This is a genomic window from Yersinia sp. 22-579 (genome assembly GCF_030433455.1).
GTDB lineage: Bacteria > Pseudomonadota > Gammaproteobacteria > Enterobacterales > Enterobacteriaceae > Yersinia > Yersinia enterocolitica.
On the sequence record NZ_JAUJTZ010000002.1, the window covers coordinates 81,976 to 96,007 of the forward strand.

A 14,032-nucleotide genomic window follows, 5' to 3' on the forward strand; every position below is an offset into this window, starting at 1 on the left:
TGGCCGCTATTTCAATAGGAGCCGAAGGCACAGATTCATAAGCCGCACACTTGCGTCCACACGGTGCACCATGAATAATTCACAGATGACATGTATGATTGACGTTATATCAGCGAATAATATCCCCCTATAGTGGGAATGGCAGTCAGGCTTCAAATAAACCGGCCCTTAGTGACCCAGAGGAACGCAGTGACTCAGAGAAACAGTTTGCACGTAGTGACACAAGAAATCTTGCTGGAACCCGCCGATAATCAGCGTCTGCTGAGTTTATGCGGTCCTTTTGATGACAACATCAAGCAGTTAGAACGCCGGTTAGGTATTGAAATTAATCGTCGTGATAACCGTTTCAAGTTAGTCGGTAAGAATATCTGCGTGGTTGCAGCGGCAGATATCCTGCGCCATCTGTATGTTGATACGGCACCTATCCGTGGTGTTATCCCCGATATCGATCCCGAAGCTATTCACCTCGCGGTGAAAGAAAGTCGCGTGTTAGAACAAACCGCCGAGAGTGTGCCGGATTACGGCAAAGCCGTTAACATTCGCACTAAACGCGGGATGGTCAAGCCTCGCACACCCAATCAGGCACAATACATTGCTAATATTCTCGATCATGATATTACTTTCGGGATTGGGCCAGCCGGTACGGGTAAGACCTATCTGGCCGTTGCCGCAGCAGTTGATGCTCTGGAGCGCCAAAACGTACGACGCATTTTGCTCACTCGCCCGGCGGTTGAAGCCGGTGAGAAACTGGGTTTCTTACCCGGTGATCTCAGCCAAAAAGTCGATCCTTATCTGCGCCCACTCTATGATGCTCTGTTTGAAATGCTGGGCTTTGAGCGAGTGGAGAAACTGATTGAGCGCAATGTGATTGAAGTGGCTCCGCTGGCGTATATGCGCGGCCGCACACTGAATGATGCGTTTATCATTTTAGATGAAAGCCAGAACACCACCATCGAACAGATGAAAATGTTCCTGACCCGCATGGGCTTCAACTCTAAAGCGGTAATTACCGGTGATGTCACGCAAACTGACTTGCCACGCCATCAGAAGTCCGGCTTAAGCCATGCCATTGAAGTGCTATCCGGGGTAGAAGAGCTGAGCTTTAACTTCTTCCATAGCGAAGATGTGGTGCGCCACCCCGTCGTCGCCCAAGTGGTCATTGCTTATGAAGCCTGGGAAGCTGCCGAACAAAAACGTAAAGATGCCATCGCCGAACAACGTAAGCGGGAAACTCACACCCCGTCTGAGCAGGAGGCTCCGTGAGCCAGGTTATTCTCGATTTACAAATTGCCTGTGCTGACAGCCAGGGTTTACCGACCGAAGCAGATTTTCAGCATTGGTTGGAAGCAGTATTACCTCAATTTCAGGAAGTCTCTGAAGTCACCATCCGTGTGGTTGATGAAGCAGAAAGCCATGAGCTGAATCTCACCTATCGCGGTAAAGATAAACCGACCAATGTCTTGTCTTTTCCATTTGAGGCCCCACCTGAGATTGAGCTGCCACTACTGGGTGATTTGATCATTTGTCGTCAGGTAGTTGAACAAGAAGCGGTTGAGCAAGAGAAAGCACTATTGGCTCATTGGGCGCATATGGTTGTTCACGGCAGTCTGCATCTGCTAGGGTATGACCACATCGTTGACGATGAAGCAGAAGAAATGGAGTCGATTGAGACTGAAATAATGCAAAGTTTGGGCTACCCAGACCCGTATATTTCAGAGAAAGACCCCGAGTAACCCCGTTATACAGGGTGTATACCACCCCGTTAATTGGGGTAAAGCTGTCGGCAGTGTGTGTTTACCACTGCCGATAAAATATAATCTTACATGGGTAAACTTAACTAAAACGCCATGAGCGACGACCACTCACAAAACAATGATAGCCCCAGTCCCAAGAAAGGGTTCTTTACTCTCATCCTTAACCAGTTATTCCACGGCGAACCCAAAAACCGTGGCGATCTGGTAGAGCTTATCCGTGATTCTGAGCAAAACGATCTGATCGATCCCGATACCCGCGACATGCTGGAAGGGGTGATGGATATCGCCGAACAGCGCGTACGGGACATCATGATCCCACGCTCTCAGATGGTCACATTAAAGCGTAATCAAACGCTGGATGAGTGCCTGGATGTCATTATTGAATCTGCTCACTCCCGCTTTCCGGTGATCAGTGAAGATAAAGATCACATTGAAGGCATTCTGATGGCCAAGGATTTGCTGCCGTTTATGCGAACAGATTCTGAGCCATTCAGCATTGATAAAGTCTTACGGACGGCAGTTGTTGTGCCAGAAAGTAAGCGTGTCGATCGGATGCTGAAAGAGTTCCGCTCTCAACGCTATCACATGGCTATTGTCATTGATGAGTTTGGTGGCGTTTCTGGCCTGGTGACCATTGAAGATATTCTTGAGCTGATCGTTGGCGAAATTGAAGATGAGTATGACGATGAAGAGGACAGAGATGTTCGTCAACTCAGTCGGCACACCTACACGATTCGCGCGCTGACACCCATTGAAGATTTCAATGAAGTCTTCAACACCCATTTCAGCGACGATGAAGTGGACACCATCGGTGGTTTAGTGATGCAGGCGTTTGGTCATTTACCTGCTCGCGGTGAAACCATTGAAATTGAAGGTTACTTATTTAAAGTTGCCATGGCGGATAGCCGACGTATCATTCAGGTTCATGTGAAAATCCCGGATGATGCTCCGCAACCCAAACTGGAAGAATAAATCCTCAATGCCTATCGCTTCATACCTTCAACGCCAGTGGGTTCGCGCCCTACTGGCGCTATTTTTTGGCGCCTGCGGTACGCTGGCCTATTCCCCATTTGATAGCTGGCCTGCGGCCATTGTTTCGCTGTTCGGCTTACTCAGCCTGACATTGAATCGCAACACTAAACAAGCTGCGTTTATCGGATTTTGTTGGGGTATGGGGCTATTTGGCACAGGTATTAACTGGGTCTATGTCAGCATTTCCGAATTCGGCGGCATGCCAACAGCCATCAATATCTTTCTGGTGGTGTTACTGGCAGCCTATCTCTCGCTCTACACCATGCTATTTGCCGGTTTGTTAGCTCGCATATGCCCTAAAACAACCTGGTGGCGACTGGCTATTGCGGCACCTGTGGTATGGCAGTTAACTGAGTTCTTGCGCGGCTGGGTATTAACTGGCTTCCCGTGGCTACAATTTGGCTACAGCCAAATAAACGGCCCACTGCGTGGTATTGCACCTATTCTCGGTGTCGATGGCATCACCTTTATACTGATGTCGATCAGTGGATTGCTGGTTTACGCCTGCTATCAACGCCGTATCACTGCGGCAATAATTGCCATAGCAATGTTATTGTTACCCTGGCCGCTGCGCCAGTTGCATTGGTTCACACCGGAGCCAGAACGCGCAGTTAATATCGCGATGGTGCAAGGTAATATTGCTCAGTCAATGAAGTGGGATCCCAAAGTCCTGCTCAAAACATTACAAATTTATCTCGATGAAACCCGCCCATTTATGGGGAAAGCACCCATTATCATTTGGCCGGAATCTGCTATCCCTGATATTGAAACCGATCAAACTACCTTCCTGACGATGGTTGATGGTCTGATGCGGGCAAACCACAGCAGCCTGATTACCGGTATTGTTGATGCCCAGCGCCGCCCAGAAGGCAAGGGATACCACTTCTTCAACAGTATTATCGTATTGGGGGATAAAGAGCCTTACCAGTATCCAACTCGCAACCGCTACAGCAAACACCACCTGGTGCCCTTTGGCGAGTTTGTGCCGCTGGAAACACTGCTGCGCCCACTCGCGCCGTTCTTTGATTTACCGATGTCATCTTTCAGCCGGGGTGGCTATGTGCAACCACAGCTTAATGTGGCTGGATTTAACCTAACGGCCGCTATTTGCTATGAAATCGTCTTGGGTCAACAGGTTCGGGACAACTTCAACCCTGATACCAACTTCTTGCTGACGGTCTCCAATGATGCATGGTTTGGTCACTCTATCGGCCCGTGGCAGCATTTCCAGATGGCACGTATGCGCGCGCTTGAATTGGGTCGTCCTCTGTTGCGCAGTACCAATAATGGTATAACAGCGGCAGTTGGCCCAAGCGGTGAAGTCCTGGCGCAAATTCCACAATTTACTCAGCAAGTGCTGGAAGTTAAGGTCACACCGACTACCGGTATTACCCCTTATGCTCGGTTTGGTTCGTGGCCAATGTGGATTATCACGCTGATACTGGGGGCATTGACGCTATACCGCGCCGCCCGTTGTCGCTCTGACAAAAAATGTCGAGCTGATAAAAATAACCCCGTAACTTGAGCATCGTTATGTCACTGAAACCTGAATTTATCCTCACAACTGAAGCGCAATTAAGCGAACATTACGCCGCGCCTAATAAGAATGTGTTGAAGAAACAAATTGATCATATTGATGATTATGCCAAAAAACTGATTGCCGCCGCACCATTCGCGGTATTGGGAACGCTGGGTGCTAACGGAATCGACTGCTCACCTAAAGGTGGCGAACCGGGTTTTATTCATGTGCAGGACAGCAAGACACTGATGCTACCAGACCGACCAGGCAATAACCGTCTGGATGGTATCCGCAATCTGTTGCATAACCCTTTTGTCGGCATTTTGTTCCTAATCCCTGGCTGGACAGAAGGTTTTCGGGTTAATGGCCGGGCAAAAATTTCCGTCGATCCTGAACTGTGCGAGCGTTTTAGCCAAAATGGCCAACCGGCCCGCAGTGTGTTAGTGATCGACGTCGATGAGGTATTTATCCACTGTGGCCGCGCAATCACCTTTGCCGACCTGTGGAACCCAGAGAAACATGCCGGTAAAGAAAGTGTTCCAACGGCACTGGAAGTTTTTAAAGCCCATCTGGCAATCAATAATCACCAGTTAAGTTAACCTGCCGTAAAAATGACCAATAGTTAAACTAATCGATAGTATGCCACCTTCGGCGACTGATTAATTAACCCACCTCCCCCGCATGATATTTCATAGCCCTGATAAACAGGGCTATTTATCCTCCCTATTTCCGCGACTGGCACAGACCTTGCATCGTTTCTAATCAAATAGTGTTAGCTATACACCAATTTCTGCTTTGTATTAAGTAATCAAAGGGCATAGCCCCGCTGTATAGATGAGGTCTGTTTTAAATGAGGGAATTGCCATTCCTGGCATGCACATTTATGGGGCGAACCACGCACCGCATTAGTGCGCTAGTGTTTTATTGCCTCTCTTTGGTGCGATTTGCGTCTCAAAAAACAAACATTTATTCATCATTTGCATAACAATTAGCTATTTTTTAAAGATAATCTGATACAAGTAACAATGAAAATAGCCTGTTAACCAACAAATATCTGTGGTTATGCAAGCGCAACAAAATAAGACAGTTTTTGGCATTTCACGTTTGTCACATGACTACATTTTAAGTATCACAACATCGAGTCAGAAAACATTAAGTAAAAAACAACATCAAAGGAGTTGGACATGCATATGCGTAAATTGGCGTTAGCGCTACTGTTAGCTGGGATGGCAAGTGGTGTTGCCCATGCAGAAGATGCAGCAAAACCAGATGCTTCGGTTGACACACTGAAGAAGATCAAAGATAACGGCGTTATCGTCGTCGGTCACCGTGAGTCTTCCGTTCCATTCTCTTACTACGATAACCAGCAGAAAGTCGTGGGTTATTCACAAGATTATTCCAATCTGATCGTCGATGCGATCAAGAAAAAACTCAATGCCCCAGACCTCCAGGTAAAACTGATCCCCATCACTTCGCAGAACCGTATTCCATTGCTGCAAAACGGGACCTTTGATTTCGAGTGTGGTTCTACCACCAACAACCTGGAACGTCAGCAACAAGCCGCGTTCTCTAACACCATTTTTGTTGTTGGCACGCGTCTGCTGACCAAAAAAGGTTCTGAAGTTAAAGATTTCAAAGATTTGGCAGGGAAACCAGTGGTTGTTACCTCCGGTACCACCTCTGAAGTGTTGCTCAATAAATTGAATGAAAAAGATAAAATGAACATGCGCATCATCAGCGCCAAAGACCACGGCGATTCTTTCCGTACCCTGGAAAGTGGCCGTGCTGTCGCCTTTATGATGGATGATGCCTTGCTGGCAGGCGAACGTGCCAAAGCCAAGAAACCAGATCAGTGGGATATCGTCGGTACGCCACAATCGCAGGAAGCCTACGGCTGCATGTTACGTAAAAACGATCCAGCCTTTAAAACACTGTTGGATGAAACCATCGCAACCGCACAAACCTCTGGTGTGGCTGAGAAGTCCTTTGACCGTTGGTTCAAAAACCCAATTCCACCGAAAAATCTTAACCTGAATTTCTCACTGTCTGATGAGATGAAGGTGCTGTTCAAAGCCCCTAACGATAAAGCATTGAACTAACAATAATAATCAGGGCCAGCTCTGCTAGCCCTACAGATTGATGATGGACCGATTGGTAGACAGGATGCGGGGTGGCCGTTCCCCACTCCGCATTTTTTTGTTCACCCTCGGGAGGCCGCGACGCATTGAATCATCAGTCATCAGGGTGGCTTACCCATCCTTTTAAGGGAGTTTTTTATGTCAATAGACTGGAACTGGGGCATTTTTCTGCAACCGGCCCCTTTCGGTAATACCACCTATCTTGGCTGGATCTGGTCCGGCTTTCAGGTCACTGTCGCATTATCATTATGCGCCTGGGTTATCGCTTTCTTCGTCGGTTCTTTATTTGGGATTTTAAGAACAGTCCCCAACCGCATTTTATCGAGTATTGGGGCCTGTTACGTAGAGCTATTCCGTAATGTGCCGCTGATTGTACAATTCTTTACCTGGTATTTGGTGGTCCCTGAATTATTGCCAGCCGATCTTGGCATGTGGTTCAAAAGCGAATTGGATCCGAATATACAGTTCTTCCTCTCATCAATGATGTGTCTTGGCTTATTCACTGCCGCCCGTGTTTGTGAGCAGGTTCGAGCCGGGATCCAATCACTACCTCGAGGCCAAAAAGCGGCCGGTCTGGCGATGGGATTAACTCTGCCACAGACTTATCGCTATGTTTTATTGCCCAATGCTTATCGGGTAATTATTCCCCCGATGACTTCAGAAATGCTCAATCTGGTTAAAAACTCAGCAATTGCTTCCACCATCGGGCTGGTAGATATGGCTGCGCAGGCGGGTAAATTGCTGGATTACTCAGCTCACGCCTATGAGTCATTCACCGCCATCACCCTTGGTTATGTACTGATCAATGCTGTGATCATGCTGTTGATGCGAATAGTTGAAAAGAAAGTGCAGTTACCCGGCAATCTGGGGAGTAAATAATGTACGAATTTGATTGGAGTTCCATCGCACCCAGCCTGCCATACCTGCTGCAAGGTTTGGCGGTTACCGCCAAAATAACCCTCATCGCCATTGTGTTCGGGATAGTGTGGGGCACAGTTCTGGCGGTGATGCGCCTGTCGCCGGTTAAAGCTATCAGCTGGTTCGCTACCGCCTATGTCAACGTGTTCCGCTCTATCCCGTTGGTCATGGTGCTGTTGTGGTTTTATCTGGTCGTGCCGAGCTTATTACAAAATGTGCTGGGCTTATCACCAAAAACTGATATTCGCTTAATCTCTGCCATGGTAGCCTTTTCATTATTTGAAGCGGCTTATTACTCAGAAATTATCCGTGCCGGGATCCAAAGCATCTCTCGTGGGCAATCCTCTGCGGCCCTGGCTCTGGGCATGACCCAAGGCCAGTCAATGAGATTGGTTATCCTGCCGCAGGCTTTCCGCGCCATGGTGCCATTACTGTTAACCCAAGGGATCGTGTTATTTCAGGATACATCGCTGGTGTATGTCCTTAGTTTGGCCGATTTCTTCCGCACCGCGACCACCATTGGCGAGCGGGACGGTACTCAGGTCGAAATGGTGCTGTTTGCCGGTTTGGTGTATTTCGTTATCAGTTTTTCCGCGTCGATGCTGGTTAACTATTTGAAGAAAAGGACTGTTTGATGATTTCCCTGAAAAATGTTTCTAAGTGGTACGGCCACTTTCAGGTGCTGGCTGACTGCACTACCGAAGTTAAAAAAGGTGAGGTCGTGGTGGTTTGCGGCCCTTCCGGCTCAGGCAAATCAACCTTAATCAAAACGGTTAATGGGCTGGAACCTATCCAAAAGGGCAGCATTACGGTAAATGGCATTGGTGTGAATGATAAAGGCACCAATTTGGCGCAATTACGCTCTAAAGTCGGCATGGTATTCCAGCATTTTGAACTGTTCCCACACCTGTCTATTATTGAAAACCTGACACTGGCGCAAGTTAAAGTACTCAAACGCGACAAAACAGAAGCAAGAGAAAAAGGGCTGAAACTGTTAGAGCGTGTCGGCCTTACCACCCACGCGGATAAATTCCCCTCACAATTATCTGGCGGCCAGCAACAGCGTGTCGCGATTGCCCGCGCACTTTGTATGGACCCTATCGCCATGCTGTTTGACGAACCGACTTCGGCCCTTGACCCTGAAATGATCAACGAAGTGTTGGATGTTATGGTCAAACTGGCGCTGGAAGGCATGACTATGATGGTCGTCACCCACGAAATGGGCTTCGCACGTAAAGTGGCTAATCGCGTTATTTTTATGGATGAAGGCAAAATCGTCGAAGACAGCAACAAAGATGATTTCTTTAACAATCCTAAATCTGATCGCGCTAAAGACTTCCTGGCGAAAATCCTGCATTAATTCAATCTAATAATATCATGATGACACCCAGCCTATCCTTCTGTGGATAGGCTATATTTGTATGCATTATTTTTACATCGCCATATCACTACTTCCATCCTTATATTTTATTACTTTCTTATATAAATAATAAAATATAATAATTAAAATAATCAATTAATGATAAATAGTACATCGTGAGTATCATCACGAAGATGAAAATCATTAGAACAGAGCACTTAAAAAACTCAACTGTATTATATCAAAAAGGATAATATACATGAATGATACAAATAAAGACGTGATAGGACAAATTATCAATAATACATGCACATGGGAATTCAAAAGTAACGAAGAAATAGTCCTTTATTATTCTTTTGATAATATTCAACCAACTAATATTATTGAGCACTTTGAAAAATACGATAAAAACATTCCTGATTTAGATAAAAGATTATACTCTGATGTAGAATTAACAAATGCATCAGACGATTTAATAGGCAATGTTAGAGAAATATTATCTGACCTTGCAAAGCATACTGCTTTTGAATTTATTGAAACGCAGGATACCGCTCAAAGCAATATACACTTTCATAACTATAACAATGGAAGTTCAAAAGCAGAGGAGATCGGTTTAACGCTTATACTAAGCGAGGAGAACATGTCAAACAGCATAGTGACCATTAAGACGGGGGCAAGTAATGACGTCGCGCTTATTGCCCATGAAATTGGACATGCTCTGGGGCTTGAGCATCTAAAGGAAGATAGGCGCGGGCTCGGGACAGTTATGAGCAACAAAGACAGGAAATTCCCTGATGGGGTTTCAAAATATTACTCAAATAATGATATAGCAGCTTTACAAATCATCTATGGCGGTGACCTACCTGACACTGAAGCAATACGAGAAAATAAAAAGGCTACAAGCCCCCTGCCAGTACCAAAACCTGATATAACGCCACCAGAGCCTGAATTTGTTAATTATGATGCTTATCAAGAGCCTCCGATAACCCAACTCCCCCCACCCGTTATTACTCAACCGCCAGCGATAACTGCACCTCTTTCACCAACCTTACCTGTATTACTTTTAGTATCTAATGAAATAACAGACACAACTAAGGTAGATAAAACATTATCTCATGCAGATATGGAATATCTTTATCTCAATACCACGGGGGATAAAAGCGCTATACACGAATTATGGAATAAAATTTCTCAATCAAATTACCAACTCGATATCCCCACTCTCAGCACCGGAGAGATTGACATTGTTAATTCAGCACTAAACTTCAAAAATAATTTACAAAAAAAAAGGAACGTTTGGAGCGACATTGCAAGTTCAGAAATAAACGTCAAGGGGGCCAACGACAATGACTACCTGAGAAATAGCATAGGAAATAAAACTCTGGCCGGGATGAGTGGCAGTGATAACTATATGTTTACTTTACTTCCCAATCAAGAGATCACCATCGACTCAACTGGTAATACCCAACATGACTGGGACACCCTGGACTTGGGCGATATTTACGTGAATCACCTAAAGTTTACACAACAAGAGGAAGATTTGGTAATAAGCCATAACCGTTTAAATAGTAAATTGACCGTAGCAGATTATTATAAGACGGGAGAGAATACCATTAAGCAAATAACAGCTTCCGATAAAATGCTTACGGAATCTGGTATAAATGGTTTGGTCTCAGCAATGGCTGCATATGAAACATCAAACAAGGGGGCTGTTGCCCATAATCAATTAGTAACCGCTAACCAATCATTATGGATAACCCTTCCACAATCTAATCATTTCAATGTTAGTTAGATAACTCGTTAATAATAAGAAATTAGGGCTATCTCTTGATTGATAGCCCTATAAATCGTGGGATTATCTGTACTTAGCCCCTAGGGCTGGAATGGCCGACGCGTAAACTGGTCATGGCCGCATTTTGGGCAGACCGGCAGCACTTCGGGGGTATAGAAAGCCAGATGATAGTGGCATTTTTCACAGACAAGATTACCCAACCCAACCACCTCTCCGCTGTGATAAACCCCATGATGACTGACATCTTTAAACACCTCACGCCACTCTAATTGCGTTTTATCGGTGATATCAGCCAGCTCTTGCCACAAACTTTCTTTGATAACGCGCATAAACACACTATCAGTAAATTCATCCTTACTTTCTTCATAGCTACGAGCAAACTCTTCCAAATCACGCCGCACCGCCTGAATGATTTGCTCAACTTCACTACGGGATAACTCTTCTACGGCATCCAACCGCTGTTCAGCGCTGTCCACCAGCTTATCGATATCACGTTCACCATTTTTCAAGCGTTCAGTCAGTGATGTCACCAACTCACGATAATATTGAGCTACCTTGTTCATACAGTCTCCTCGATCCACGGTTGTGATAAAGCAAATTGTGATAAAGCCAAAGTTGTGACAAAGAAAATAGGGCTTTCCATCTTCTTGAGTTACCCGTCTCTGTTATCTGCACGTACTTACTCTGATATTAAAGCTAACGTTAATTATTTTAGTCGTAAATGACTGAAGTCACGTCATCATCAGGTTGTTCTCACGCCACTTTGATAATTTCTGCCATTCACTGCGCAGAAAAAGCCTCCAGTAGGATGCTGAGTGTTGTTGCCGCTGCCGCTTATCAGCTATGCTATGCGGATCTCTCTTTATGATATGAAACAGATGATGCTACAGGCGTAGCTGTTTTTCACTATAGGACCACCGGCCGCCATGCAAGAGCAATACCGCCCAGAAGATATCGAAACGCAAGTACAGCTTCACTGGCAAGAGAAGCAAACTTTTAAAGTCACTGAAGATACCAGCAAAGAAAAATATTACTGCCTATCCATGCTGCCGTATCCGTCAGGACGCCTACATATGGGGCACGTTCGTAACTACACCATTGGTGATGTTATCTCCCGTTACCAGCGCATGCTGGGCAAAAACGTGTTACAGCCGATCGGCTGGGATGCATTTGGTCTGCCAGCTGAAGGCGCTGCGGTAAAAAACAACACCGCACCGGCCCCCTGGACTTACGACAACATTGAATACATGAAGAACCAGTTAAAATTACTGGGCTTCGGCTATGACTGGGATCGCGAGATTGCCACCTGCTCACCCGATTACTACCGTTGGGAACAGTGGTTCTTCACCAAATTGTATGAAAAAGGCATGGTCTACAAAAAGACCTCAGCCGTTAACTGGTGTCCACACGACCTGACCGTTTTAGCTAACGAGCAGGTTATCGACGGCTGCTGCTGGCGTTGTGATACCAAAGTTGAACGCAAAGAAATCCCACAGTGGTTTATTAAAATTACTGATTACGCTGATCAATTGCTTAATGATCTGGACACGTTGGAAAGCTGGCCAGAACAAGTTAAGACGATGCAACGTAACTGGATTGGCCGCTCTGAAGGGGTTGATATCGTTTTCAACGTCGCGGATAGCGAAGAGAAACTCTCCGTTTACACCACGCGCCCGGACACCTTTATGGGTGTGACTTACGTAGCTGTTGCTGCTGGTCACCCGCTGTCATTACAAGCCGCAGCGACCAACCCTGCACTGGCTGATTTTGTCGCTGAATGTCGTAACACCAAGGTTGCCGAAGCTGAAATGGCCACCATGGAGAAAAAAGGCATGGCCACCGGCCTGTATGCCATCCATCCGCTGACAGGTGAAAAATTACCTATCTGGGCAGCTAACTTTGTCTTGATGGATTACGGTACCGGTGCGGTCATGGCGGTTCCGGGCCACGATGCCCGCGACTGGGAATTTGCCACCAAATATAATTTGCCAATCAAACCGGTTATTTTGGCCGCTGATGGCAGTGAGCCAGACTTGAGCCAGGAAGCCATGACCGAGAAAGGCATACTGTTCAACTCCGGTGAGTTTGATGGTCTGAATTATGAAGATGGCTTCAATGCGGTTGCCGACAAACTGGTCGCCCTCGGTGTGGGTCAGCGCAAAGTCAACTATCGCCTGCGTGACTGGGGTGTTTCCCGTCAGCGTTATTGGGGTGCGCCTATCCCGATGGTGACACTGGAAGACGGCACCGTGGTACCGACTCCTGAAGATCAACTGCCGGTTATCCTGCCGGAAGATGTGGTGATGGATGGTATTACCAGCCCAATAAAGGCCGATCCTGAGTGGGCTAAAACCACCGTTAATGGCGTGCCGGGCCTGCGTGAAACTGATACCTTTGATACCTTTATGGAATCATCATGGTATTACGCGCGCTACACCTGCCCACAATTTGATAAAGGCATGCTGGATCCAGCCGCCGCCAACTATTGGCTGCCGGTTGATCAATATGTCGGTGGTATTGAACATGCCATCATGCACCTGATGTACTTCCGCTTTTTCCACAAATTGCTGCGTGACGCAGGTTTAGTTGACTCCGACGAGCCAGCCAAGCGCCTGCTGTGTCAGGGTATGGTTCTGGCAGATGCCTTCTACTACAGCGGTTCCAACGGTGAGCGTATCTGGGTTTCACCGGTGGACGCCATTGTTGAGCGTGATGATAAAGGGCGCATCATTAAAGCGACTGATGCCGAAGGCCATGAACTGGTTTACGCTGGCATGAGCAAAATGTCGAAATCGAAAAATAACGGTATCGACCCGCAAGTCATGGTAGAAAAATACGGTGCTGATACCGTGCGCCTGTTTATGATGTTTGCCTCACCAGCTGAAATGACGCTGGAATGGCAGGAATCTGGTGTCGAAGGAGCTAACCGCTTCCTGAAACGCGTCTGGCGTCTGGCTTATGATCACACCGCCAAAGGGGCAACTGCACCACTGGATGTGGCCAACCTGACGGAAGAGCAGAAATCCTTACGTCGCGACCTGCATAAAACTATTGCCAAAGTCACTGATGACGTGGGCCGCCGTCAAACTTTCAATACCGCGATTGCTGCGGTGATGGAGTTGATGAACAAGCTGGGTCGCGCACCTCAGGAAACCGAACAAGACCGTGCTCTGCTGCAAGAAGCATTATTGGCAGTGGTTCGTATGCTTTATCCATTCACGCCTCACGTTTGCTTTAGCTTGTGGCAAGCGCTGGGTGGCGAGGGTGATATTGATACCGCACCATGGCCAATCGCTGATGAACAAGCGATGGTCGAAGACTCTAAATTAGTGGTCGTACAGGTTAATGGTAAAGTGCGTGGCCGCATTACTGTGCCAGCCGATGCCACTGAACAGCAAGTACGTGAACGTGCTGGTCAGGAACACTTGGTGGCTAAATACCTGGATGGAGTTACCGTACGTAAAGTCATCTATGTCCCTGGCAAACTGCTTAACCTGGTTGTGGGTTAAGGCAAGGAGG

12 protein-coding genes are annotated in these 14,032 nt (G+C 46.8%); 11 read left to right on the forward strand and 1 reads right to left on the reverse strand.

What is annotated here, in order from left to right:
- The first annotated feature begins 189 nt into the window (after positions 1 to 189).
- The 10 genes from QSV56_RS02660 (at position 190) to QSV56_RS02705 (ending at position 10,513) form a co-directional block, all read left to right on the forward strand.
- The gene (locus tag QSV56_RS02660; RefSeq protein ID WP_019081188.1) at positions 190 to 1,263 is read left to right on the forward strand and encodes a PhoH family protein; all 1,074 of its coding nucleotides are present in this window, start codon (positions 190 to 192) and stop codon (positions 1,261 to 1,263) included.
- Positions 1,260 to 1,733, forward strand: a complete 474-nt coding sequence (gene ybeY / locus QSV56_RS02665; RefSeq protein ID WP_005158419.1) for an rRNA maturation RNase YbeY — start codon at positions 1,260 to 1,262, stop codon at positions 1,731 to 1,733. Before QSV56_RS02660 ends, ybeY begins: the two co-directional genes overlap by 4 nt.
- 114 nt (positions 1,734 to 1,847) lie before the next feature.
- The gene (gene corC, locus QSV56_RS02670; protein WP_005158416.1) at positions 1,848 to 2,726 is read left to right on the forward strand and encodes a CNNM family magnesium/cobalt transport protein CorC; all 879 of its coding nucleotides are present in this window, start codon (positions 1,848 to 1,850) and stop codon (positions 2,724 to 2,726) included.
- A 7-nt stretch (positions 2,727 to 2,733) separates the two neighbouring features.
- Positions 2,734 to 4,311 carry an apolipoprotein N-acyltransferase gene (gene lnt, locus QSV56_RS02675; RefSeq protein WP_046051355.1) on the forward strand — a complete coding sequence of 526 codons (1,578 nt, stop codon included), beginning with the start codon at positions 2,734 to 2,736 and terminating at the stop codon, positions 4,309 to 4,311.
- Positions 4,312 to 4,319: 8 nt separating this feature from the next.
- Positions 4,320 to 4,904: an MSMEG_1061 family FMN-dependent PPOX-type flavoprotein gene (locus QSV56_RS02680; protein ID WP_019081190.1), complete on the forward strand. Its 585-nt coding sequence runs from the start codon at positions 4,320 to 4,322 to the stop codon at positions 4,902 to 4,904.
- A gap of 585 nt (positions 4,905 to 5,489) precedes the next feature.
- Complete coding sequence (locus tag QSV56_RS02685) at positions 5,490 to 6,404, forward strand: amino acid ABC transporter substrate-binding protein (protein ID WP_005167919.1); 915 nt, start codon at positions 5,490 to 5,492, stop codon at positions 6,402 to 6,404.
- 177 nt (positions 6,405 to 6,581) lie between these two features.
- The gene (locus tag QSV56_RS02690; RefSeq protein WP_005158409.1) at positions 6,582 to 7,322 is read left to right on the forward strand and encodes an amino acid ABC transporter permease; all 741 of its coding nucleotides are present in this window, start codon (positions 6,582 to 6,584) and stop codon (positions 7,320 to 7,322) included.
- On the forward strand, positions 7,322 to 7,996 hold the full coding sequence (gltK, locus tag QSV56_RS02695; protein WP_005167916.1) for a glutamate/aspartate ABC transporter permease GltK: 675 nt from the start codon (positions 7,322 to 7,324) through the stop codon (positions 7,994 to 7,996). Before QSV56_RS02690 ends, gltK begins: the two co-directional genes overlap by 1 nt.
- Entirely contained in the window at positions 7,996 to 8,721 is a 726-nt protein-coding gene (locus QSV56_RS02700; protein ID WP_005167914.1) for an amino acid ABC transporter ATP-binding protein, read from the forward strand. Before gltK ends, QSV56_RS02700 begins: the two co-directional genes overlap by 1 nt.
- 259 nt (positions 8,722 to 8,980) lie before the next feature.
- A complete protein-coding gene (locus QSV56_RS02705) occupies positions 8,981 to 10,513 on the forward strand; it encodes a reprolysin-like metallopeptidase (protein ID WP_046695316.1) in 1,533 nt (510 codons plus the stop codon).
- Positions 10,514 to 10,593: 80 nt separating this feature from the next.
- On the opposite strand, the gene QSV56_RS02710 is transcribed toward QSV56_RS02705, so the two are convergent.
- Positions 10,594 to 11,076 (reverse strand): zinc ribbon-containing protein, encoded by a 483-nt coding sequence (locus QSV56_RS02710; RefSeq protein ID WP_019081193.1) that lies wholly within the window; start codon positions 11,074 to 11,076, stop codon positions 10,594 to 10,596.
- Positions 11,077 to 11,439: 363 nt separating this feature from the next.
- Between QSV56_RS02710 and leuS the strand changes: the two genes are divergently transcribed.
- The gene (leuS, locus tag QSV56_RS02715; protein WP_050875599.1) at positions 11,440 to 14,022 is read left to right on the forward strand and encodes a leucine--tRNA ligase; all 2,583 of its coding nucleotides are present in this window, start codon (positions 11,440 to 11,442) and stop codon (positions 14,020 to 14,022) included.
- Positions 14,023 to 14,032 lie beyond the last annotated feature (10 nt).

What these genes read in the sequence shown, in the direction of transcription:
- QSV56_RS02705 (WP_046695316.1), top strand. Translation starts at nt 8,981, where the DNA reads ATGAATGATACAAATAAAGACGTGATAGGACAAATTATCAATAATACA.
- QSV56_RS02680 (WP_019081190.1), top strand. Translation starts at nt 4,320, where the DNA reads ATGTCACTGAAACCTGAATTTATCCTCACAACTGAAGCGCAATTAAGC.
- QSV56_RS02690 (WP_005158409.1), top strand. Translation starts at nt 6,582, where the DNA reads ATGTCAATAGACTGGAACTGGGGCATTTTTCTGCAACCGGCCCCTTTC.
- QSV56_RS02700 (WP_005167914.1), top strand. Translation starts at nt 7,996, where the DNA reads ATGATTTCCCTGAAAAATGTTTCTAAGTGGTACGGCCACTTTCAGGTG.
- leuS (WP_050875599.1), top strand. Translation starts at nt 11,440, where the DNA reads ATGCAAGAGCAATACCGCCCAGAAGATATCGAAACGCAAGTACAGCTT.
- lnt (WP_046051355.1), top strand. Translation starts at nt 2,734, where the DNA reads ATGCCTATCGCTTCATACCTTCAACGCCAGTGGGTTCGCGCCCTACTG.
- QSV56_RS02710 (WP_019081193.1), bottom strand. Translation starts at nt 11,076, where the DNA reads ATGAACAAGGTAGCTCAATATTATCGTGAGTTGGTGACATCACTGACT.
- QSV56_RS02685 (WP_005167919.1), top strand. Translation starts at nt 5,490, where the DNA reads ATGCATATGCGTAAATTGGCGTTAGCGCTACTGTTAGCTGGGATGGCA.
- corC (WP_005158416.1), top strand. Translation starts at nt 1,848, where the DNA reads ATGAGCGACGACCACTCACAAAACAATGATAGCCCCAGTCCCAAGAAA.
- gltK (WP_005167916.1), top strand. Translation starts at nt 7,322, where the DNA reads ATGTACGAATTTGATTGGAGTTCCATCGCACCCAGCCTGCCATACCTG.